The 23,240-nt window shown below is 65.6% G+C and carries 21 protein-coding genes; all 21 read right to left on the bottom strand.

The features are described from left to right. Positions 1–35 precede the first annotated feature (35 nt). The 21 genes from BLT25_RS06150 to BLT25_RS06245 all read right to left on the bottom strand — a co-directional run bounded on the left by BLT25_RS06150 (position 36) and on the right by BLT25_RS06245 (position 23,238). Positions 36–2,387 carry a protein kinase domain-containing protein gene (locus tag BLT25_RS06150; RefSeq protein ID WP_176883654.1) on the bottom strand — a complete coding sequence of 784 codons (2,352 nt, stop codon included), beginning with the start codon at positions 2,385–2,387 and terminating at the stop codon, positions 36–38. Then, entirely contained in the window at positions 2,384–4,594 is a 2,211-nt protein-coding gene (locus BLT25_RS06155; RefSeq protein WP_091043272.1) for a protein kinase domain-containing protein, read from the bottom strand. Before BLT25_RS06155 ends, BLT25_RS06150 begins: the two co-directional genes overlap by 4 nt. 57 nt (positions 4,595–4,651) lie before the next feature. Further along, complete coding sequence (locus tag BLT25_RS06160; protein ID WP_091043275.1) at positions 4,652–6,280, bottom strand: ABC transporter substrate-binding protein; 1,629 nt, start codon at positions 6,278–6,280, stop codon at positions 4,652–4,654. A gap of 197 nt (positions 6,281–6,477) precedes the next feature. Beyond that, positions 6,478–7,113 (bottom strand): transcriptional regulator, encoded by a 636-nt coding sequence (locus tag BLT25_RS06165; protein WP_091043277.1) that lies wholly within the window; start codon positions 7,111–7,113, stop codon positions 6,478–6,480. A 135-nt stretch (positions 7,114–7,248) separates the two neighbouring features. Beyond that, a complete protein-coding gene (locus tag BLT25_RS06170) occupies positions 7,249–8,346 on the bottom strand; it encodes a hypothetical protein (RefSeq protein WP_091043280.1) in 1,098 nt (365 codons plus the stop codon). 348 nt (positions 8,347–8,694) lie between these two features. Beyond that, positions 8,695–9,321 carry a protein TPRXL gene (locus BLT25_RS06175; protein ID WP_091044284.1) on the bottom strand — a complete coding sequence of 209 codons (627 nt, stop codon included), beginning with the start codon at positions 9,319–9,321 and terminating at the stop codon, positions 8,695–8,697. A 2-nt stretch (positions 9,322–9,323) separates the two neighbouring features. After that, positions 9,324–9,995: a hypothetical protein gene (locus tag BLT25_RS06180; protein WP_091043282.1), complete on the bottom strand. Its 672-nt coding sequence runs from the start codon at positions 9,993–9,995 to the stop codon at positions 9,324–9,326. Positions 9,996–10,014: 19 nt separating this feature from the next. Next, positions 10,015–10,650, bottom strand: a complete 636-nt coding sequence (locus tag BLT25_RS29410) for a hypothetical protein (protein ID WP_143033647.1) — start codon at positions 10,648–10,650, stop codon at positions 10,015–10,017. 37 nt (positions 10,651–10,687) lie between these two features. Beyond that, a complete protein-coding gene (locus BLT25_RS06185; RefSeq protein ID WP_091043285.1) occupies positions 10,688–11,827 on the bottom strand; it encodes a hypothetical protein in 1,140 nt (379 codons plus the stop codon). A gap of 9 nt (positions 11,828–11,836) precedes the next feature. Beyond that, positions 11,837–12,136, bottom strand: a complete 300-nt coding sequence (locus BLT25_RS06190) for a flagellar protein FlgN (protein WP_091043287.1) — start codon at positions 12,134–12,136, stop codon at positions 11,837–11,839. A 105-nt stretch (positions 12,137–12,241) separates the two neighbouring features. Then, positions 12,242–12,529 carry a WXG100 family type VII secretion target gene (locus BLT25_RS06195; RefSeq protein ID WP_008356172.1) on the bottom strand — a complete coding sequence of 96 codons (288 nt, stop codon included), beginning with the start codon at positions 12,527–12,529 and terminating at the stop codon, positions 12,242–12,244. 340 nt (positions 12,530–12,869) lie between these two features. After that, on the bottom strand, positions 12,870–13,157 hold the full coding sequence (locus BLT25_RS06200; RefSeq protein ID WP_008356172.1) for a WXG100 family type VII secretion target: 288 nt from the start codon (positions 13,155–13,157) through the stop codon (positions 12,870–12,872). Between the two features lie 320 nt (positions 13,158–13,477). After that, complete coding sequence (locus BLT25_RS06205; protein ID WP_143033648.1) at positions 13,478–13,903, bottom strand: hypothetical protein; 426 nt, start codon at positions 13,901–13,903, stop codon at positions 13,478–13,480. Between the two features lie 39 nt (positions 13,904–13,942). Continuing rightward, entirely contained in the window at positions 13,943–14,650 is a 708-nt protein-coding gene (locus BLT25_RS06210) for a hypothetical protein (RefSeq protein ID WP_143033649.1), read from the bottom strand. Positions 14,651–14,689: 39 nt separating this feature from the next. Then, entirely contained in the window at positions 14,690–15,277 is a 588-nt protein-coding gene (locus tag BLT25_RS06215; RefSeq protein WP_143033650.1) for a protein TPRXL, read from the bottom strand. Between the two features lie 20 nt (positions 15,278–15,297). Beyond that, entirely contained in the window at positions 15,298–15,828 is a 531-nt protein-coding gene (locus BLT25_RS06220) for a hypothetical protein (RefSeq protein WP_091043297.1), read from the bottom strand. A gap of 150 nt (positions 15,829–15,978) precedes the next feature. Next, on the bottom strand, positions 15,979–17,211 hold the full coding sequence (locus BLT25_RS06225) for a hypothetical protein (protein WP_143033651.1): 1,233 nt from the start codon (positions 17,209–17,211) through the stop codon (positions 15,979–15,981). A gap of 57 nt (positions 17,212–17,268) precedes the next feature. After that, positions 17,269–17,571 carry a flagellar protein FlgN gene (locus BLT25_RS06230; RefSeq protein WP_091043302.1) on the bottom strand — a complete coding sequence of 101 codons (303 nt, stop codon included), beginning with the start codon at positions 17,569–17,571 and terminating at the stop codon, positions 17,269–17,271. Positions 17,572–17,698: 127 nt separating this feature from the next. Next, a complete protein-coding gene (locus tag BLT25_RS06235; protein ID WP_008356172.1) occupies positions 17,699–17,986 on the bottom strand; it encodes a WXG100 family type VII secretion target in 288 nt (95 codons plus the stop codon). A 333-nt stretch (positions 17,987–18,319) separates the two neighbouring features. Continuing rightward, positions 18,320–18,607 carry a WXG100 family type VII secretion target gene (locus BLT25_RS06240; protein ID WP_008356172.1) on the bottom strand — a complete coding sequence of 96 codons (288 nt, stop codon included), beginning with the start codon at positions 18,605–18,607 and terminating at the stop codon, positions 18,320–18,322. Positions 18,608–18,732: 125 nt separating this feature from the next. Further along, entirely contained in the window at positions 18,733–23,238 is a 4,506-nt protein-coding gene (locus tag BLT25_RS06245; RefSeq protein WP_091043303.1) for an FtsK/SpoIIIE domain-containing protein, read from the bottom strand. Positions 23,239–23,240: the final 2 nt, after the last annotated feature.

Consider the following 23,240-nt stretch of genomic DNA (forward strand, 5'->3'; position numbering starts at 1 on the left):
TCCAGGTCGCGGGCCGTTCGTCGTTCGTCGTCCGGTCAGAGCGTCCCGGTGCCGTTGTTGTTGGATGCCTTGCGCAACGGCGGATGGGTCTCGAACTGGTCGGCTCCGGGCATCTCCCACGTCTCGGCGGTGAACCCGTCCTTGCCGGAGATCAGGACCGACGCCTTGTTGAGATACTCGTAGTCCCCGTCGCCGGCGCGCAACGGGTTGACCAGGTCGTCCCTGCCGTCACCGTTGACGTCGGCGACCGCGGGGATCTGAGACCCACTGACGGCGTCGTCGTTCTTGACCGGGTCGCCGATGTCCCACGACGGCTCGGGAACGAACTTCTTGCCCTCGGGGTCGTAGGAGTAGACGCGGATGGCCCACTTCTGGTCCACGATCTCCTGGGTGATCAGCTCGTCCTTCCCGTCACCGGTGACGTCGGCGAAGTTCGACGACCCGGCGACCCGATCACCGTCAGGTCCGGGCACCTCGAGGTCGGTCTTGATGAGCTTCGAGCCATTGCTCATCAGCAGGACCACTGCGGCCGGTGAGGCCTCCCGGGCACCCATGATGACGTCGGCTCGCTTGTCGCCGTCGAAGTCACCGACGTCGAAGTTGACGTCGAACGTGGCCCCCTGCCAGGGACCGGTGTACCAGTCGGTGCTCTTCGCCCAGGTGTTGTCGGCCTTGCTCAGCATGACCGTCACATGGAACTCGAGGTCCTTGAGCTTGGCCAGGTCGGCGTCCTCCTCGGGCAGCTTGGTCCCGTTGCCGACGGAGATCATGCCGATGTCGTCGCGGCCGTCGCCGTTGAAGTCGGCGCAGAACATGGCCAGGCGCTTGCCCGACGCGGGCACCTGGATGGCGCCGTCGGGTTGGTCCTTGGCGTTGGAGTCGACGTTGAACGAGGATCCGATGCCGGAGACCTGCACCACGTCGACCCGTCCGTCGGCGTCCAGGTCCCCGAGCAGGTTGCCGAACTTGAGCCCCTCGGTGGTGCCGGACTCGAAGCCCTTGCCGGTGGAGGCGAAGAGGGTCGCGGCATTGCCGTCCCAGTTGTAGTTGACGTCACCGAACGGCGCACCGAGCACCAGGTCGCCCAGCCGGTCCCCGTCGATGTCTCCGGTCACCGCCGGCTTGGGCTTGGCGGGAGTGTTCTCCGTGGTCGCGAGGGTGACGCCCACTGCGGCACCACCCGCAACGAGGACCGCCAGCGCCGCCGCGCCGGCGATCCACCACGTGGCCTTGGCGCGTTTGAGGGTGACGGTGGCTCCGGACGCGAAGCCCATCTGTCGCCCGGCCATCGCGGCGAAACGGTCCCGAACCCGGACCGCCTCGTTCGTACGCTGCGCCGGATCCTTGACGAGCAGACCGCGCTCACCGGAGAGCAGGTCGTTGGCCTGCAGGGTGAAGTCGTCGCGGCCCGGCAGCGTCGGGATCGGCTGCGATCCGTGGGCCATCGCGGTCTCGACGTCGTTCGCCCCGGTGAAGGGAACGGTCCCGGTGACGAGCTCGTAGAACAGGCAGCCCAGCGAGTAGAGGTCGCTCGCCGGAGTCGCCGGCGCACCCATCGCGCGCTCGGGCGCCAGATAGTTCCACGCACCGGAGTGGATCCCGGGCCTGGCGGTCGCGGAGTCATCAGCGCGGGCCGCCGCGAAGTCGGACAGGTAGGCGTACGGCGGGCTGTTGCCGTCGCGCAGCAGGATGTTCGACGGCTTCACGTCGCCGTGCACGACGCCGACCTCGGGCGAGTGGATCGCGGCCAGACCGTCGGCGATCTGGGCGCAGATGTCGGCGGCCAGCGGGCCGGGGAGACGGCCGCGGGCCTTCAGCAGCGAGCCGAGGTCACCGCCGTCGGCGAACTGGGAGACCAGGTAGGGGGCGCCGTCGTGGGTCCGACCGTTGGTGTAGACGCCCATGATGTGGGGCGAGTCCAGCTTGGCCATCAGCGTGGCCTGCTTGTCGAACCGGGACACGAACTCGGGGTCACGGGCACCGCGTCCGAGGAGGACCTTGAGGGCGACCGCTCGGTTGAGCCGGGTGTCGGTGGCCTTGTAGACGACCGCCATCTCGTTCGACGCCACCTGCTGCTCGAGCCGGTAGGGCCCGATCATGCCGGGGGCGTCCGCCTTCAGCACGGTCGCCGGTAGCGGGTCCTGCACAGGCGGTGGCGGGGGCGGCGGGGTCTGGGCCGGCAGCTGCGTGGGCGGCTGGGTGGGCGGAGGAGGCGGCGGTGGTGTCGGAGCGGGAGGCGGCGGTGGCGGCGGCGTCGCAGAAGGTCCGCCGGGCCGAGCGACCCGTGGCCTGATCGTGGTCTTGTCCGGGTCGTCGACCGGGGGACGCTCGAACGAGGGCTGCGGCCCCCGCGGTGTGTTGTCAGGGGTTCCGGTGGAATCGCTCATCCGAGGGTTCCTCCCATCAGGTTGTAGCGGCGGACATCGTCGGGCGACTTCTCCCACGTCGCCATCATGTGACCGGGGAACGTCCCGGTCTTCGAGGCCAGAGCCACGTAGAAGGCGTAGGGGCTCTCGCTGGTGTCCTGCGTGACCGCGACGATGTCGGTCCGTCCGTCGCCGTTGACGTCGGCGACGGTCACGGGATACCTGCTGGTGGTCTTGAGGGTGTTGCGGGGCTTGGGAAGCTTCCCGCGGTTGGCGATCGAGAACTGGGTCAGGTCCTCGCTGAACGTGCCGACGGTGATCGACTGGCCCTCACCACGACCGGATTCCGCGGCGATGATCTCGTCGCGACCGTCGCCGTTGACGTCACCGGCGACGATCGAGCTGATCGACTGATGCTTGAACGCGAACGGCTTCGCGGCAGCGACGGTCGTTCCCTCGCCCTGGTAGAGGTCCAGGTCGGAGGTTCCAGACGTGAGGGTCATGTCCTCCGGGCTACCTTCGACCCGGTTCAGGACCACCAGATCGGCCTTCTCGTCGCCGGTGAACTCGCCCACCGAGATCTGCTCCACCGGTACGGCCGGATAGGACGCGAAGAGCGTCGGCTCCTCGAACCCTGACCCGGTTCCTCGGTAGACCCAGACCGTGCCGTCACCGGCCCTTCTCCCCTGCCGGTCGAGGTCGGGGTTCGGGTTGCCGAAGTGCGTACTCATGAACAGGTCGGCGACACCGTCGCCGTCGAAGTCGTCGGTGCCGAGGTCGTAGTAGAAGTTCGAGCCCGTCATCTTCTTGCCCTGCGCGACGACGCCCGCGGGAGCCTTGATGGATCCCTCCAGATCACCGTGGAACTCGAAGCCCTTCTCGCTCCGCACGAAGGTGACGAGCGTGTTCTTCCCATCGCCGGTGAAGTCACCGCAGAGCGGAAATACCTCGCCCCCGTCGTTGTCGGCCGGAAGCGCAGGGTCGTTGTACGTCACGGGCTTCGACGGGCTCAACGTACGGCCGTCCGACTTCCAGGTGACGACATCCACCCCCTCGCCGTCGGGGTTCTGGACGTTGGTGATCACGTCCCCGAACTTGTCCCCGTTCACATCCGCGTACGCAGCCCCCTTGACCGTCGGCACGATGGGCTCGGGCCCGTGCTCGACCCAGGGCTGGGTGATCGCCAGGGCACCGCCGACCCCGAGGGCGGCCACCCCGACCATCGCCGCCCCGACCCGGAGCGGGGTGATCTTGGACGGCCGCTGCGCCTCCTCGATCAGGATGGCTTCGCTCTCGGAGGGCGCCCGTACGGCCGCGACCGGGATCGGCACCGGGTTGGGGTCGGTCATCGACGGCGCGGGCACCAGCTGAGCCGGCGCGGTGATCTCGCGCAGCTTCAGCAGGTCGTCCTTGAAGACAGCGGCGCTCTGATAGCGGCTCCGACGGTCCTTCGCCATCGAGAGCTGCAGGATCCGGTTGGCCGCCTTGGTCCAGTCATCGGTGCCGACGAACTGCGGGATCGGCGCGTTCTGGTGGGCCATCGCCACCTGCACGGCCGCACCCGAGTAGGGGATCTTGCCGGTCAACGTGAACCACAGCATGCAGCCGGCCGCGTAGATGTCTCGTGACGGCTCCGGCGAGATCGGCCGGCCCTGCGCATCACGCTCGTCACGGATGTACTCGGGCGCCAGGTAGTTCCAGGTGCCGGTGATCCCGCCGGCAGGCGAGTCGGAGGAGGAGGTCGCGATCCCGAAGTCGCACAGGAACGCGAACGGGTCGAGAGGGCTCGCCGGGTTGCGTACAAGCACGTTCGACGGCTTGACGTCCTGGTGGATGATCCCTGCCTGATGGGCGTCGTGAAGCGCCCCCGCCACCTGGGCGTTCACCAGGCACGCCAGGTGCGGCGCCAACGGTCCGTTGCTGCGTACGAGTCCGGTCACATCACCGCCCTTGATGAACTGGGTGACGATGAACGGGCTGCCCTGCTGCTCACCGATGTCGTAGATCGCGATGATGTGGGGCGACCTGATCTGCGCCAGGGTCTGCCCCTCGCGGATGAACATGTCGATGAACTGTCTGTCGGCCAGGTGGGCATGCACCATCTTCAGCGCGACCTGCCGTTCGAGCTTGGTGTCGAAGGCGTCATAGACCACGCCCATTCCACCCTCGCCAAGAATGCGATCCAGGCGGTAGTGGCCGAACACTGCCCCGGGATGAAGCGTCGTCATGCCCGCACCCTATTCAAGGGTGGCGGAACCCAACCACTCCAATGCGCTAAAAGTCGTCTACTTCTTGGTCGGCGACCACTCGACGATGGTCGAGACGAGCGGTGCGACCCGTCCGGAGCGAGGACGTACGCTGTCGACCTTCTTGTCGATCACCGTCACCGTCGGGTTCATCACGATCGGAACGACGATCGAGTCCCGGACCAGCGTCTTCTCGATCTGGACGCGTACGTCGCGGGCCTCGTAGGGATCCGCGGTGCGGGCCAGCTCGCCGATGAGCCGGTCACGGTCGCGGTCGCCACCACCGGTCGCGTTCTGGCTGCCCTTGCCACCCCATTGTGCCGAGATCTCCTCCGGCGTCTGCGGGACCGGGATCCGGGCGAGCACGGCGTCCCACCTGTTGCCGGAGAGCACCTTGTCGGCCGAGGACACACCACAGTCGGTGGTGCCCCAGCCCTCGTCGTCGACGACGTTCGAGATGGTGTCGTAGGCGCCTGCGGCGAACGCGTTCGACTTGTCGTAGGAGATGCACACCTTGGCGCCGCGCGGGGCCGTAGCGTCCTCCGAGGCCTTGAACTTGGTGGAGAACCCGGAGTCCTCGGTCGCGATCTGGTAGCCCTCACCACCCGGTGGGAACAGCACGACATCGGTGGCTTCGTACGCCTCGGCCCACTCGCCCGCGCCGCCCTCGGCGATGTCGCCGCGGGGCACCGCCCGCAGATAGGCCGTGCGGGTGTCCTTGCGCTTGAACAGGCCACGGTCGGTGCGAAGGATCAGCGCCCACATGGTGCCGTCGTTGGCGTTCGCGACGCCGTAGTCGCGGCGCTCGAGGTCACGCACCTGCTTGCGGTTGGCCTTGGTCGGGCTGACCTGGACGACGTCGACCTTCTCCCCCAGGCTGTCCAGCGCGTCGGCACCGGCCGGGGTGAGGCGTACCTGCTCGTAGGTCGGCCTGGCCTCGCCCGCGTATTCCGGGTTGGCCTCCAGGTCGACCTCCTGGCCGCCCTCGCCGGCCGAGATCTTCGAGATCCGGTAGGGCCCGCTGGAGAGCAGCGCCTCCTCGGAGGCCTTGCCGTTCTCGGCGACCGCGAAGGACGAGCTCCACGCCTCCGCGATCTTGGTGAGCTTCGCGGTGTCGGACTCCTCGATCGCGGTCTCGACGACCTCCTTGGCCTCGATCGGGTCCTCGATCTTCAGCGCCTTCTGCCCGATCACGTGCGCCGGCACGGCGACATCCAGGGCCGTACGCCAGTCGACCACCGGCACCACGAGCGGGACCTCGATGGCGCGTGCGCCCTCGTCGACCTCAGGGATGTAGGCGCTCTTGGTCAGTCCGGTCGGCACCCCGCCGAAGTCGACCCCGCCGTCCGGGCTCCCCTCCTTCGGGGTGCGGAAGTAACCCGACGTCGCCGCCCAGGCGAGCATGAGGTCGGCGGTGTCGATCGGCACGCCGTCGGACCAGGACGGCTCGGCCAGGTCGTAGCGCACCCGGGCCTGCTCGCCGTCCTCCATGGTGACCTCGCCGAAGGTCTCGTCCATCTCGACGGTGTCGTTGACCAGGGTGCCGAAGGCTCCACGGGTCAGCGAGGCGATGTCGAGGTTTCCATCGGTCACGCTCGCCGCGCTCGCCGGGTTGGTGCTCGTCAACGACTCGTTCCACGCGACGGCGACCTCAGTCCCCTCCTCCACCGAGGCCGGGAGATCACCCGAGCAGGCAGTTGCAACAAGCGCCAGACTGGCAACGGAAATGACTCCCGCTCGACGACGTGCCCCAGGATGCACCTTCAAGTCCCCTCTCCGAGACAACGGACGCCCCAGATCCTAACGAGCCTCGGCGGAGACCTGCTACCGACGTAGCCGGTCTTCGCCGACGGGGTGTCCTCACCTCACGAGGCGGGGATCTCCACCTGCTCCGTGAACTCGGCGATGGTCTTGTCCGAACCGATCACCTTCGCGCCGTCGCGCTCGTACTCGACGAGGTACGTGTCGGCCTTCACCTCCACCTGGAAAGCGATCCAGCCGGTGTGCTCGCCGCCGTCGCGCCGCTGCACGTCCTCGAGCGGCGTACGCTTCGCGGCGGTCAGCTCCTCGGTCATCAGGCGGGTGTCCGGGCCCTCGAAGTCGGCGCCCTGGTCCCAGGAGATCTCGAAGTTCCCCTCCGAGATGCGGCCGCCGTACTCCGTGCCGGGCTTGATCTTCACCTGCAGCAGCACGACCTCGCCACCCTCGGCGATGAGGTCGGCCTCCTCCGTCGACGGGAAGTCACGGACGGCCGAGACGACCTCGATCGTGTCGCCCATGTCGGGGTCCTTGATCGTCTTCCCGATCGTGACCTCCTTCTCCTCACCCGCCGGTGCGGCGGACGCGGACTCGGAGGCCGGCGCACTCGACTCGACCTCGACCGCCGCGTCAGCATCCGAGTCGGTCTCCTCGGAGCCGCAGCCGGTCAAGGCGAGTGCGAGGCCGAGCGTGAGGCCGACGGCGGCCGATCGGAAGGTCCGGACGGTGGTGCGAGTACGCATGGAGAATCCCCTTCAACAGTGACTGTTCCCGAGATCGAGAGGTATGGCGCCACCCTGGCAATCCGAGCCCCTGGTGGACGTTCTTTACTTCGGCGTGTCGCGGTGATCCCAACGACATCGCCTGGCCTTCGCCTGTCAGCCGTTCTCGGCCACCCACTCCGGATTGACCGCCAGAGCCGTCACCGAAGCGTCCTTGGTCGGGAAGTCGACGTCCTCCACATCGATCTCCAAGGCGATGGAAGGCTTGCCGGTCGCCAGGTCCGTGCGTACGAGGCTCAGCGCTGTCAGCTCGGTCCACACCCGGTCACTTCGGCGCTTGGTGAACCGCTTGTGCAGGTCGGTCTCGTTGGTCATCGTGTACGCGGCGTTGGAGGAGTAGGTGAGCACCTCCGCGTCGAGCCCGATGTATCCCTCCACCCAACCGACCTCGCGCGCCTGAACCGGTGCCGGCGCGTTGGTCGGGAGTGGGGCGCTCCACATCGTGTTCTCGACGACCCAGACGAGCTGACCGTCCGCGATCGTCACCGCCGAGGGTGCACCGATCTGCGAGGAGGCGTCCTCCGGATAGATGATCTCGTGGTCCACAGCAGCCTTGTCCGCCGACGTCCCCTTCGCAGTCGTCCAGGTGCGGAAGAAGTGCTGGTCGTCGTCGTTCTCCCACCCTTCGTAGACGATCCCGTCGACGCAGGGCGATGTGCTGCCTGGGCTGGTGGGCTCCAAGGTGCTCAGGATGTCCGTACCGTCATGCGGATAGGCCGAGGTCAACGCCGCAAGGTCCCACTGGTCCTCCGGGATCGACTCGCTGTCCTCCTCGAAGGCCTTGGTGCTGGTGCCCCTCCCCGGCGCGAACACACGCTCGCCGCACACCGCGGCCGTCGTCGTCTGACCGTACGGCGACACCCGGGTGGTCGCCTTGCCGCTGTCCCCGTCGATGTAGGTCACGAACGGATCCTCGGACGAATCCGCGGGGCTGAACCCGACCAACGTCCCCTCACCGACCTGCACGCGGTACCACTCGTGCATCGTCTCGAGGGACTTGTCGTCGCTCGTGCGCTTGTTGTCGGTGAGCCCCGACTCGTCGATCACGTAGTCGTGCGCCGTGTCGGACGTCGTGATCCCGTGCTCCGTCCAGGAGATCCCGGCGCCTTCGACCTCCTCGAGCTCGATCGCTCGGGTCTTCCCCTCCTGCGAGACCAGCACGAGGTAGCTGGAGTCCTCCCCGCCCTCCGTCACCCGAAACGCCACCACCGCGTCTTCGATCGCGAAGTCCTTCGGCGGCGGACCAACACTGCAACCAGAGACCAAGGCAGCCGTAGCCACCGTCATCGCCGCGATTCCCCGAGCCACCGCTCACACTCCGTCATCAATAGATAGGTACGACGCGGACAGGCTAGCGATCGCCGGGACCGACCTCTCGCCGACGTCGCTGAACGCCGCAGAATAGGGTGTGGCTCCTCGACCTCGGGCGAGTGGAGCGCCTGGCGGCGCGGCCCAGATCGACGTCCTTAACCATGCGAACGCAGTCACCGAGGCATCCGGTAACCCCCGTTCGCGCAGGTCAGACCGCCGATTGTGGCGGGATCAAGCTGGCAACCACCGCAGCGTGGACACGCACAGGTCGAGCCCGTTCTTCCACCCGATGAACTTCTCATCGGTCGCGGGCATCGCCTCTGGGCGGGCGAGGCTCGCCGTGATCTGTAAACCACGGCGACGCATGGATCCCGGTATCGGCGTCATGTAGACGATCGACGTCACCACGATGTTGCCGCCCTCGAGCACGCGGGTGGATTCACGCTCGAACCGGATAAACCGCTTGTCGCCGAACAGGGGCTTCGCTCCGTGGTCGCGGACCGCTTGCGCCACGTAGGCGCCGAGATCACCACCATCCTGCGAACGTCGGATCGCGGCAAGCATCGATGCAGGGTAGTAGGCCTTGCTGTCGCCCATGTCGCCGGTTTGAGCGAAGTAGGCGACGACATTCTGCTTCTGCATCAATGCGTACGCCTCATCCAACTGCGACCGGAGAGTTGCGTGTAGCTCGGGTCTGTTGGCCGCCATGAACCGCTGCTTCATAGCAGCGTCCATCTTCTCCTTGCCCGCATCGTCGGGGCTGTGCCGCTCCCAACCTGGAAGAAGCTTCAACTCAAAGTCCGGATCCTTGACAGCTCCGAGCATCTCGCGCAACGACGTCCCTCCCTGATCGCTCATGGTCACACCCCACCATTCCTAACCGACTGAAGTGGCGCCTGGTCGTAGGCCTCGAAGTCGGGATAAGAGACAACCCGTCGCGCACGCAACCGCAGGAGCGCTCGGTGTCGACTCTCCAGGAGGACCTGCTCGTTCTCGGGCGAGAGCTGGTCGAGATCGACCGCCGGTGGCTTCGTTTCGGAACGGAATCGGTGATGCCCGACGATCGTGCCGACCGAGACGGCCACAAGTGCCACCGCAGGAATCATCATGAGCCACCACATCGAGTTGTCCATGTTGGCCGCCAGAATCGCGATGATCAGCCCCACGGCGAAGATCGTCGCCATGATGGCGAACGCCGACACCGTCCGGTCCGCCTGCCGATACGGCATGGCACGCCACTGCAGGTAGAAGTACAGGACCGAGAAGGCGCCGAGGATGCACGCGACGTAGACGAATGCGATCACCCCGCCACTGGCGCGCCCGCCGACGAGGGCGGCGACCGCAACTCCAAGAACGATGAGTCCGACGATCGCCACCCACGTCATCAACTTCGAGATCAAGCGTTGGGCAGGGGTGCGTCGTCGGTCCCTGGCCGCCAACTCCAGCTCGATGTAGGCATAGTCCCGGACAACTCTGTTGAGTTCGTTGATGTCGAATCCGGTGCCCGCCATCTGCACGGCAGCCCAGTCCATGGGGCTCGGAGCCGCAGGTTTAGGCATTGGAGATGCTCTCCCATTCGTCTGTCGGCTTACGCGTAACTGTTGGAACTGGATCTGCCGCGAACTGTTCCCCGTTCGGCTTTGTGACTCGCAAAGTGGAGAGCAACACTGGAAGGCCAGCCATCGTCAGTTGGAAGACCTCCTGTGAGCCGGCCTCAGCAATCACGAGGACACTTCCGGATTCGTCGCCGAACGCATATACAGCCGTGAAGAGTTGGAGATCTGCTCCGTTGATCGTCTCTTCTCGTAGTGCAACACACTTGAGGCCAGGGCCGAGGGCCGCCCCCGGGTACTCGTCCACGTCGAACCCGGCATCACGCCATCCTGAAGCGTCCAGAGGAGCGCCCGCCGCCAGCACTATGCGCACCCGACTGGGCACGGGGACGTCGAGCGGCCAGTGCAACATCACTGACAACGTCCCGAGCTCGGCTGCTTTGGCTACGGCATCCGTTAGAGCGTCACGGATCGCCGCTTCGACGCCAGGTCCCCAAGCCTCCTCGCCCCACCAGGATCGGATGCGTGCGGCCTCGTTCTGAAACCACTCCTCGGGTTCGCCGATACCTTCGCCCGGGACCCGAGTCCAACCGCTTTGGGGAAGGACTCCTTCAGCAAGCCACTCCGCTTCCATCATTTCCTTCTGCTAGTGAGATGAATCGGGCCGATACTCAGTTGAAGGCGTCAGCGAACGACCCGCCCACGACACCGATTCCAGTGTTGACGTGACCATAAACCGAGAAGCCGTGCTTCGCCATCGCGCCGTGAACTTCTCCGGCCGCCTTCCAAAGGTTGGCGTTCTCGCTGATCCGGGTGAAGTCGCTGACGTCCAGACCGGTGTGGATCGATGTCATGACATCGCCGAGCGCTTTGCGTCCGAGTGCCGCGTCGTCGAGTCCGCTGGCGAACTTGAGCCCTGTGCTGAACTTGGACAACTTGGAAGCGCCCTCGCCCAACTCCGCGATGCCATCGGCCATCTTGCCGAACTTACCGAAGGGAACGACGTCGAGAGCTGCTGTGAACAATTCAAAGGCTGTACATTCACCGGCGCAGAACTGAACAGCGCGCGCGAGGAGAATTGCGGCAGACAGCGCGAGGGCGATAGCGGCAAATGGGCCAGCAACGAACAGGCCGATCACAAACACGACCATCGCAACGATCTCCAGGACGGCGACGATGTCATCGAGCACCTCCCAGAAGCCGTCCTCGATCTTGCCGGACAGTCCGTTGGTGATTCCGGAGACGGCCTCGTCGTAACCGTCCTCCCACGCGTCGTACCACGTGTCGAATCGCTCGGCGGCGTTCTCCCACGCGTCGTACGCCTGCTTCTTGGCCTGGTTGTCCTCGGCCTCTTGCTTGGCCTCCGGGCTATCCGCGTCATGGCCGCCCATACCCAGAACGCCGCCGTCGGCCTCTGGCTCGAGGCTGCCGTCCTTGTCTCCCGGGAGCGCGTCATACGTATCCCACAGGTCGGAGCAGGTAGTGGCGCTGTTGTCGATCAGCGGTTTGTACGTCTCCAGCATTTCGCCGTACTTCACGATCACCGGCCCGACTGGCTTGTAGAGCTCAGCCGCCTCGTCCAGAGTCTTGTAGGAGTCGCCAATGGTCTCCTGCAGCTTGGCGATCGCCTCGCCGCTCATCGCGCCGCTGGACAAGGTGTTCTCCTTGATCCCTCGCAGCGTGTCCGAAGCGGCCTCCATCATCGCGCCGACCCGGATGATGTCTTGCCCCCGCGCGATGACCCCTGAGGGAGAGCCCTCAACACTCTTGATCTCACGGCCGCGCGGGGAATCCGGCATGCTACCGAACATGTTCCACCCCTACTCTTTCGCCGTGAACGCCACGGCCATATCGTTGTCTCCGCCTTTGAATCCGCTCACGACGTCATCGATGTGCTTCTTCACACCTTCGAGACTCTCTTTGAGTTCGTCGCGCTTGTCATCCCAGCGCTCCTCGAAGTCGCACGCTTGATCGCGCAACTCGCTCCTGTCGAACGGGTCACCGATATCAGCCTCGAGATCTTCAGATCTGCTGGTGGCGTTGTCGAACTCATCGATGATCGTCCCCAAACTCGAGGACGCCGCCTCGAGGTCAGAGAACGTAATCGCAACATCTGGCACGGTGCTGCACCTTTCGGACGTCTAGCAAAGACCGGCCATGGGCCGAGAAAAGGAAACGTGAGAGCGGCGGAGGCCCAACCGATGTAGCCTCCGCCGCAAGGTTGATCAGCCGCCGGCGAGCTGCGAGTCCAGGTCCTGGATCGCGGTCGCCATGTCACGCAGAGCCTGAGCCATGTCCTCGACACCGGCGATGGCGTCCTTCAGACCCGTGGTCATCTCGGTGTAGCCGTCCTGGAACTTGCCCGACGCCTTCTCCGTCTTGAAGCCGTCCTGAACCAGCTCGTCCACGTAGCCCTGGCACTCGTCCAGCGCCGACTCGATCGTGTCCTTGCCCTGGTCGAGCTTGTCGGCGGTGCCGGTCATCTCGTCGTAGGTTGCCCCGAAGTCACTCATCGATCATTGCCTTTCCCGCGATTTCCATTGCACGACACCCGTTGCGGGGCCGCTCGTCACCATAAGTCGCGCGTCACACGGTCGTGAAGCGCAAACCCGACGAGCCGATGCCGTCATCGCGGATGCGGTCCGAGATCAGGGCGATCGACGTAGTCACGGTAGTCCTACCCGCTACGTCGAGTTCTAAACATCTTCGAAAGTAAAGTTCTGCTGGCCCCCGTCAGGAGGTCGTAGCAGTGCACCAGCAGGAGTCGACACACCGCTGCACCTGACCGACGCCCGAGGTGGATAGGTGGTGGGCCCGCAGATGCTGACCCACCACCTTGACCAACGCTGTGACTCAGCCGCCGGCGAGCTGCGAGTCCAGGTCCTGGATCGCCGTGGCCATGTCGCGCAGAGCCTGAGCCATGTCCTCGACGCCGGCGATGGCGTCCTTGAGGCCCGTGGTCATCTCCGTGTAGCCGTCCTGGAACTTACCGGACGCCTTCTCCGTCTTGAACCCGTCCTGAACAAGCTCATCAACGTAACCCTGGCACTCGTCCAGCGCGGACTCGATCGTGTCCTTGCCCTGGTCGAGCTTGTCGGCGGTGCCGGTCATCTCGTCGTATGTTGCCCCGAAGTCACTCATCGATCATTGCCTTTCCCGCGATTTCATTACACGGTGCCCCATTGGGCAGCCGCTGGTCACCGTAGGCCACGCTTCACAGACTTGTGAAGCGCATAAACGGATTCGTTGTCATCTTCATACACAGTTCTCGTTCCCGCCCGTCAGCGGCATCCGCCGGGTCACCGATGAGACCGTCGCGACCCGACCGAGATATCCCGCGAGGCACACAAGAACACGGGATAAGGGAGACCAGAACCAGCCGCTCACCTTACCTACGCAACCGCACATCGATCGCGCGACAGGCCAACATGTCGCGTCCCGAGCGACGGTGTTGGGGGCCCTCAGAACTCGGGGAGTTCGTCCGGGTCATCCCACGGAGACTCGGAGCCGTCGTCACGAACGTAGTGGGAAGTCACTGCGGTCGCCGGAGCGGTGACGGTTCCGTCCAACGTGCCCTGAATGCCGGTCAGGTACTTCTCCGCGATCTTTCCGTTGAAGACACCGTCGAGCAGGGCGGTCGGTCCGCCCGGGATGTTCTGGACGAAGACGTTGACCGACGACCCCGACCCGTTCTGATGGACTCGAAGCATGATGACCTTCGGCCACGACAGGGCCTTGGTCTTCTGCCTGATGATCAGGGCCTGGCCCTCATTGTGCACGGCCCGGATCTCGTACTTCTTCTCGTGCTGCGCAACCCCGAGCGCAGCTTGGAAGGCCGCCTCTGGCGTGACGTCGAGGTCAGCACTTCTCGCTCGTTCCGATCCCACGTGAACCCTTTGCTACCTAGATGGATGAAAGCCGTGAAGTTAGACGCGCCCCTGAGCATCGAACTTGTGCCACGTTCCGACGCGCATTCGCTGCATCCGGTGGCGCTGGTCCGCGGTCAGTTCGACGATCCCGCGCTCGCTGAGCACGTCGAGAACTTCCTCGCGCGCGGCACTGTAGCGCCGCTGCGCACGATCGCTCTTCGGCACTCCTGCACGATGCTCCGACTTCGACACGAACTGGAGGATCGTCAGAGCGAGACCGAGCACGCCGGCGACCAACGCCGACCACTCGAGCCAGTCGCCGGGAAGATCGCCGTCGTAGGACTTCCCGACGACGAAGGTGACCACGACCGACACGGTCGCCACCAGACCGGAGACGATCGCGATCGCCGACCGGGAACGCGTCTGCCACCACATGCTGAGCCAGGTCGCCGAGACGACGATCGAGATGATGAACAGGAAGGTCGCGATCAGCGTCAGATCATCCTGGGTGGGGGCGTCCTCCGTCGTGGTTGCCCATGCGACCAGACCGGCCGCGAGCGCCGGCGCCAGCAGGAACGCACCGAGCGCCGTCATCATCGCAACCATGATGACGCCGAGGGTCCAGTTCGGTCCACCGTCGTCTCCGCTCGGGGTGAGCCGCTCCGAGATGATCTGCTTCTCTAGGTCACCCCATTTGACCGGGGTGGCGACGTTGGCCGACCGTGCCCACTCACGTGCCGACGGGCCCTTGTCAAAGGACAGCAAGTTCAGGCCTTCCACAATCGATAGGAATCAGTCTCCGGGTCACGCGGTGCCGCGGTTCCACCGAAGCGTAGCGACGCATGCGTCGAGGAGCGCGCGGGTCGCTACCAGCGCGGGTGCGTCAGGTCCGACGTCCGGCGTACGCGCGAAGGCTGCCACCAGCTGCAGCGCCCTACGCCGTTGGGTGCCGGGGACCGGGGTGAAGTAGATCAGGGAGTGGTTGATGATCGGCTCACCATCGAGGTCGATCGTCCGCTCCCGCTCGAACCGCAACGTGCGCGGGTCGCCGAACAGCGGCTTCGCGCCGTACTTCTGGATGGCGTTGTGGGCCATCTTGTCCAATGACTGACCGGGCTCGCCCGTGCGGATCGAGGCGTTGATCGAGGCCGGCAGGACGACGGCGTCGTCCGGCTGCTCGCCTGCCGGCGCGAAGAAGGCGAAGACGTCGTTCTTCCGCATCCCGTCGAATGCCTTGTCGAACATGGCCTTCGCCTCGACGAACAGATCGGGGCGGTGAGCCTCCATGAACCGCTTCTTCATCCCGTTGAGGAGCTCATCGTGACCACCATCGATGTCGAAACGAGCCCAGCCCCGCGGAAGGTCGATCTCGAAGTCCACGGTCTTACGCACGCCAAGTTGCTCACGTAGGTTCACAGCGTCGCCCCATCCGTCGCGATCGGCCAAGACTCGTCCACCGGCACACCGGGCAGAGGCACCGACTGGAACACCTTCCCGTCCTCGCGGACCATCCGAAGTATGTCCTTGAGCGCCACCAGTCCGCGAACGACCGCGGTCGTCAACTGCGGAATGCACTCGTCCACACCGAGCAGCAGGAGAGCCTCACCATCGCTGAACGCGAAGTTCACCGACTCGATGATGACCGACCCGCCCTCGAAGTTCAGCTCCTTGCGCGAAGACAGCTGGGCGCCAGGCCCGATGTGATCGGCCTCGGCCGCGTGCACGACGCCGTCCCATTGAGACATGTCCGGGACCGACTCGCTCTCCACCACATGCAGGTGGCACATCACCGCAGCAGCCGACATGACCGGCCACACCTGGAACATGGCGTACGCCTCAGAGGTCTCGCGCTCGTCGAGGGCCATCTGCAGCAGCCCGCGGATGTCTTCGATCGTCGTCGCCTCACCATCCCAACGCGGCGTACCGACCAGTTCATCGAGCATGCTCGAGGTCTCGTCGACCCACCGTTCACGCTCCGCAGGCGTCAACCCTTCAGGAACAGGAAGCCACCCCGGAACATCCAGGTCGTCAACCAGCTCTACTGCCCACTTCGCCACTCTGCACCTCAGACGTTTGTTGCGCTTGAACCGAACCTAGAAACCAAGCCAGGCAGGCATGCCCGGGACCTTGATCTCAGGGATGTCGATCGGGATGGGGTCGAAGTGGTCCGTCCCCTGCGTGAGCTTCCCGGCATTGCCGAGGGTGCCGAGCGTCGCGCCGAAGCGGGCCACCCCGAACTCGATCTTCGTCATTCCCCGGAACGCTCCCAGACCACCCTTGAGGGCGTCGAGGTTGCCCATGTACATCTTCAGGTTGTCGGTCCGGAACGCCTTGAAGGGCTTACCGATCAGGCCCTCGAGAACCTCGGCGCCGCTCTTCACCTTGAAGGCGTCCTTGAGTCGAGCTGCCTTGGTCAGATCGCCGATCGGCCCCTTGCTCATGGCACCCCAGGTCCTGGACAGAGCGGTCATCTTGCTGCCCTTCGCCATGTTGGCCAGATGGCCGAGCTTGGAAAGGTTCGACAGCTTCCCGAGCGGAATGATGGCCAGGGCATCGAGGGCCAACTGCCCCAGACTCTGCTGCCCGCAGGCGAACTTGATGGCGGAAACAGCAAAGGCGGCGAGCGCGAGGATGGCCGCAAGCGCACCGAAACCGGTGCAGAAGATCGCGACCACAGCGATGATCAGAGCGGCCCAGGTCAGGACCTCGTAGACCGCGTCGATGAAGTCTCCGTAGTTGTCCCAGAAGCCGTCCTCGATGGATCCGGAAAGGCCGTCGGAGATCCCGCTGACGGCTGCGTCGAAGCCGTCCTCCCATACGTCGTACCAGGTGTCGAAGACTTCGGCTTCGCTCTCCCAGTTCTCGTAGGCTTCCTTCTTGGCCTTGTTGTCGGCGGCCTCTTCCTTGTCGGTGTCGCCGATGCCGAGGAAGCCGCCGTCGTCCTCGGTCGTGCTGTCGTCCTTGTCACCGGGCAGGGCGTCGTAGATGTCCCAGAGGTCACTGCACGAGGCCGCGGTGCGGTCGATCAACGGCTTGTAGGTCTCCAGCATCTCGCCGTAGGTGACGAGCACCGGACCAACAGGCTTGTAGAGGTCAGCCGCTTCTTCGAGGACCTTGTAGGAGTCTCCGATGGTCTCTTGGAGCTTCTCGATGGCCTTACCCTGCTGCTCACCGCCGGCGAAGGTGTTCTCCTTGATGTCGCGCAGCGTGTCAGCGGAGGCATCCATCATCTTGCCGAGCCGCTCGATAGCGGACCCTCGCGCGATGATTCCCGAGGGCGAACCCTCGACCGACTTGATCTCGCGCCCCTTCGGGGAATCCTGCATGCCACCGAACATGTGGGGGTTGTCCTTTCCGTCAGGAGCGTTTAAAGGCTTGGGGTTCTACTTCTTCTTGGGCTCGAACTGGAGGGCGGTCTCGCTGTCCCACTGCTCGATCCCGTCGATAACGCCCTTGATGTGCTCGCTGACCTTCTTCAGGCTGTCTTTGAGGTCGTTGCGCTTGTCGTCCCAGCGCTCCTCGAAGTCACAGGCCTTGTCGCGCAGGTCGCTCATGTCGAACGGATCGCCGATGTCAGACTCGAGATCCTCGGAGCTGTCAGTGGCGTTCTCGAACTCGTCGACGATCGAGTCCAATGACGTCTTGACCTTTTCGAGCTCAGAGATCTTGATCAAGATATCCGCCATGACTGTGCACCTTTCACGTGGTTACTGAGCACGCCGTCGAGTGTGGTCATCGCAGCGCGTGATCGAGAGAAAGTGGAGAGATGGTGGGCCAGCAGACGCCAGCCCACCATCTGGCAAGCGTTGCTGTTCAGCCGCCGGCGAGCTGCGAGTCCAGGTCCTGGATCGCCGTAGCCATGTCACGCAGAGCCTGAGCCATGTCCTCGACACCGGCAATGGCGTCCTTCAGACCCGTGGTCATCTCGGTGTAGCCGTCCTGGAACTTGCCCGACGCCTTCTCCGTCTTGAACCCGTCCTGAACCAGCTCGTCCACGTAGCCCTGGCACTCGTCCAGCGCCGACTCGATCGTGTCCTTGCCCTGGTCGAGCTTGTCGGCGGTGCCGGTCATCTCGTCGTAGGTTGCCCCGAAGTCACTCATCGATCATTGCCTTTCCGCAATTTTCATTACACGACACCGCGTTGCGGCGCCGTTCGTCACCATCACTCACGCATCACATGGTCGAGAAGCGTGAACTCGACGAGCCGACACCGCTATCCCGGGCGTGGTCCGAGATCCAGGCGATCAACGTCGTCGCGGTAGTTCTACCCGCTACGCCTGGTTCTAAACATCTCCGAAGGTAAAGGTTTCTGCTCACCTCGGTTAGGAGGTCGCAACAGCGCGCCAGCGGGAGTCGACACCGCAGCATCTGGCCGAGACGGGTGATGGTGGGCCCCAATGAAGCAAGCCCACCATCGTGACCAACGTTGTTGCTCAGCCGCCGGCGAGCTGCGAGTCCAGGTCCTGGATCGCCGTAGCCATGTCACGCAGAGCCTGAGCCATGTCCTCGACACCGGCAATGGCGTCCTTCAGACCCGTGGTCATCTCGGTGTAGCCGTCCTGGAACTTGCCCGACGCCTTCTCCGTCTTGAACCCGTCCTGAACCAGCTCGTCCACGTAGCCCTGGCACTCGTCCAGCGCCGACTCGATCGTGTCCTTGCCCTGGTCGAGCTTGTCGGCGGTGCCGGTCATCTCGTCGTAGGTTGCACCGAAGTCACTCATCGCTCATTACCTTTCCCGGGATTTCATGAGGTGACGCACGAGAGCACGCCGCTCGCCACCGTAGGGCACCCTTCATGAGGTTGTGAAGGGTAAAAACGGCTTCGTTGTCGGAATTGTGCTGAGGTTCATGCAGAGCCTTCGGAGTCGCTCGCCAGGGGCATCTGCATGGTCACCGTGCGCCCGGCCTGGACGAAGATTCCGCGGCCCGTGGGGAAGTCGGTGCGCTTGAGCTTGCCGAACGGAACCTTGAACAGCGTGTCGCCGTCGTAGGTGTCCGGCTTGAGCACGATGCCCTGGCGGGCTGCCTTCCATTCACCCATGACGCCCGAGCCACCGCCGGCCCGGGTGACGTCGGCGTCGCCGACGAAGAGATGGTCGGAGTTGTTGATCGCCTGCAGCAGAGCGCGCATCGGGCGGTCGGCGGGACCGTCGGCCAAGTGGGTCATGTCCTCGGCGACGATCATGATGCGGCCGGGGAAGGACTCGTCGGCGACGATCTCGGCGAGCTCGGTGACGAGCGCCTTCTCGTCGTCGGGGCGGGTGGCGCTGCGTACCCAGGGCCGGAAGTCGCCGAGCAGGGCGCGACGGCTGCCGAGGTGGAACAGCTTCACCTCGGGGTCGAAGCGTTCGACGGACTCGATGAGCGCCTTGAGGGCGTTCGTCTTACCGGACTGCGGCGGGCCGGTGATGATGAACGAGCCGATCGGGTCGAAGCCACGCGCGGACAGGGTGTCGTCGGCGATTCCGAAGACGGGCTGCCCGTTGGCCTGCGCCGGCATGGCCCTGCTGGAGATCTTCGTCGGCAGGGCACCGATCTCGCCGACCTCGGGAACACCCAGGGTGCGCAGCTGCGAGACCAGCTCGTCGAGAGCCTTGGTCTGCTCGGCGACGTTGGTCGTGCCGCCCAGGACGGCGAGCTGCACCTCGGCCTTGTCGACGACGGCGCGGCCTGGCACCGACTGCTCGTTGAGTACGTCCTTGGGTGCTCCGACCAGGACGTACTGGCTCGGGTCGGAGAGCCGCATGACGACACGGCGCGGGATGTTCGCGAAGACGGCCGTCGGGACGGACCCAGACCGGTCGGCGGTGATCACCGCGTGGATGCCGAGCGGGCGGCCCTCACCGAGGACTCGCATGAAGGACTGGTAGAACGGCGCGCGACCGGCGGCGATCTCCCACTCCTTCTTGAACTCGGGGTAGTTGTCGATCAGGAGCAGGATGCGCGGCATCGACTGGTCGGCGATCTCCCGGTACTCGGTGAGGTTCGCGGCCGCGGCCTTGGAGAACAGCTCGGAACGGCGGTCCATCTCCCGCTCAAGGGTGCGCATCAGCCGCTGCAGACGCTCGGCGTCGTCGCCGTCGATGATCGAGCCGACGTGCGGGAGGCGCTCGATCGCACCCAGTGCACCGGAGGCGAAGTCGAGGCCGTAGACCTGGACCCGGCCGAGCTCCGGCCGCGCACCGGCAGCGGTCGCGATCGTCTTCAACATGGTCGACTTGCCGGAACCGGAGGACCCGAAGATGAGCAGCGATCCGTCGCGGTCGGGAGTGAAGTAGATCGCGTTCTGCTGCTGACGCTCCGGGATGTCGGCGAGACCCAGCAGGATCTGTCCGTCACCTTCCAGCGGCAGGTCGCGCATGTCGACCACGGACGCCAGGTCGTCGAGCCACGGTCGCCGCGGGGTCATCAGACCAGCGGTGGCGGAGGCCTTGATCAGGTTGGCCACGATCCGCTTCTGGTCGTTGGGGCCGAGGTCCTCGTCGTGCGAGTCGCTCTCCGGCGGACGCTCCGGCTCCCACTCCGTGATCGAACCGAACTTGAGCTCGGCCACCTTCACGTCGGCGGTGACGACCTCGTCGTCGCGCGTCCAACCACCCGCGTAGGCCGACTGGAACGGGGTCAGGCGGCCGGGTCCGGTCTTCGCGATGCCGCGCCCCGGCAGGGACGGCGGGAAGGTCCCGGCGATCGGGTCGTCGACGACGTCCTTGGAGTCGGTCTCGTCGGCCATCCGCAGCGCGACGCGGAGGTTGGTGTTGGCCCGCAGGTTGTCCTTGATGACACCGGCCGGGCGCTGGGTCGCCATGATCAGGTGGATGCCGAGCGAACGACCTCGCTGGGCGATGTCGACGACGCCGTCGACGAACTCCGGCACCTCACCGGCCAGCGCCGCGAACTCGTCGATGACGAGCACCAGTGCGGGCGGGCACTCCGGGTCCTGTCGCTTCTCCAGCTCGAGGAGGTCCTTGGCCTTCTTCCGGTTGAAGAGGTGCTCGCGGTAGTGCAGCTCGGCCTTGAGGCTGGTCAGCGCACGGCGTACGAGGTGGGGGCTCAGGTCGGTCACCAGACCGACACAGTGCGGCAGGTCGATGCAGTCGGCGAAGGCCGAGCCGCCCTTGTAGTCGACGAAGAGGAACGTCACCCGGTCGGGCGAGTGGGCCGAGGCGATGCCGAGCACCCATGCCTGCAGGAACTCGGACTTACCGGCACCGGTGGTGCCGCCGACGAGGGCGTGCGGGCCCTGCGTACGCAGGTCCAGCGTCATCGCGTCCGAGGCTCCCTGACCGATGATGGCGCGCAGGTTGCCCGCCTTCTTCAGCCTCGGCCGCGGCCGGTCGGAGCGGTCGATGACCGAGTTGTTCTGCCGCCAGCGCTCCACCACGGAGTGCGGGTCCTCGGCCACCTCGTTACCGACCAACGACAGGAACCCGACCGAGTTGGGCAGGTCGGAGGAGTCATGGACGACCGTGCTGGCGTCCACCACCGGCGCGAGCCGCTTGGCGAACATCTCCATGTACGCGTTGGAGACGCCCTCGACCGTGACGCCCTCGTAGAGGTCGCCGTTGCGGACGAGCCCGACGGTGGCGCGCTCCAGGCCGTTGCTGACGTCCAGGAAGCTGCGGCACACGGCCGGCAGCGCCTCGACGGTGGAGGACATGAAGACGGCATGTACGCCGACATCGGCACCACGCTCGAGGACCTGGACCAGCCGGGCGCGGTCCACCGGAGCATCGTTGGTGACGAAGACGACGATCGAGACCTGCACCCGGGCGTTGGTCTCCTCCCCGGCGCGGGCGACGTCGGTGCCGTACTGCATCGGGTTCCACTTCTCGGCGAACGGGCCGCGGTGCTCCGCGGTCCGGCCGGCGCGCATGATGTATTCCTCCAGCGCGCTGAGCAGGGCGTTGGCCGTCGGCGCGGAGTCAGCCAGCGGCATGTCCTTGAACCGGTTGGTCTCCGAGGTGGTGTGCGGCAGCCACTTGAGCCACTCGAACTCCTCGACCCAGTCCGGGTCGGCGAAGGCGACGGTGACGACCTCGTTGGGCGCGTGCAGACCGAAGAGCTGCACCGCGAGCCCGCGCATCGCGTCGGCGGCCGGGCCTGCCGGGCCGGCGACACCCACGGAGCCCACCGCCGGGAGCGACTCGAGCAGCGGTACGTCCTCGACGTACTTGTAGCGGTCCTTCAGGCGGTCGATCCGCTCGATGAAGTCGGGCAGGCCGTTCTGGGTGTCACGCTCCGCGATCGAGTTGCGCGACAGAGCACGGGTGGTGCCGAGACGTACGGCCAGGAAGTTCCAGTGCTCGGGGCGCCGGGTCCACAGCCGCGGGCCGAGCTGCATCGCCTGCTCGAAGACCTCGGCGACCGCCGGGACCTCCTCGTTGCGCGCCAGCTCCTCTTCGGGCTTGCTGCGGTAGAAGACCTCTTCCAGCTTCTCGAACTGCCGCTCGAAGAGCTCGATCTCGTGGTCCTGCTTCGCGCCGGCCTGGCGGTGCTGGTTGATGTAGTTGCCCACCGCCATCATCGGCGTCATCACGACCAGCAGGAGCGCGCGGGCGCGGCCGGTCATCGCGTAGATCGAGAGCGCCATGATGATCGGCGCGATCAGCACGAACCACGGGAACAGCTTCTTCTGCATCTCCGTGGGCATCCACGGCGGCGGGTGCTCGGTGCCGGGGTAGCGGACGTCGACCCGCGGGCTGCGGTTGAAGAGCAGGCCGCCACCGCGCTCGAGCACCGGGTCCTCGACGGCGGAGAGGAAGTCGGCCGAGAGCTGCATGACCAGGGTGGTGCTGCCGATGACGACGGGCGTGTCCGGCGCCAGACGTACGCGGGAGACCTGGGTGCCGTCGACGACGACGCCGTTGGCCGAGTTGAGGTCGACCAGCTCGACTGAGCGGTCCACCTCGATGCGGGCGTGACGCTTGGAGACCATCGGGTCGGCGAGCACGATCTCGTTCTCGGGACCGCGACCGATCGAGGCGTGTCCGGTGACCAGCGGGAACGCCTGACCGCGCACGGGCCCGTCGATCGCGCGCAGCACGCCGACGCTCTTGCGCCGTGAGCCGGTCGCCTCGTGATCCGGTCCCAGGTTGACCACCGCAGCGGCGAAGCCCGACCCGATCGGAGCCTCACCGATGGGGATGTCGTGCTGGAGCGGCTCCATCCGCTCCGCGGTCGGCGGGGCGACCGCCAGGGTCAAGACGTCGTGCTCCCCCGCGATGATCGAACGAGCCGGGTCCGCGTCGGCGATGTGCCGAGCGACGTCACCCGCAGTCGCGGTCGAGTCGGCCGTGACGATCACATCCGCAGGCGCGACACCGGGCCGGTGGAGTGTGAGCTTGACCTTCATCC

This window comes from Nocardioides sp. YR527 (assembly GCF_900101045.1).
GTDB lineage: Bacteria > Actinomycetota > Actinomycetes > Propionibacteriales > Nocardioidaceae > Nocardioides.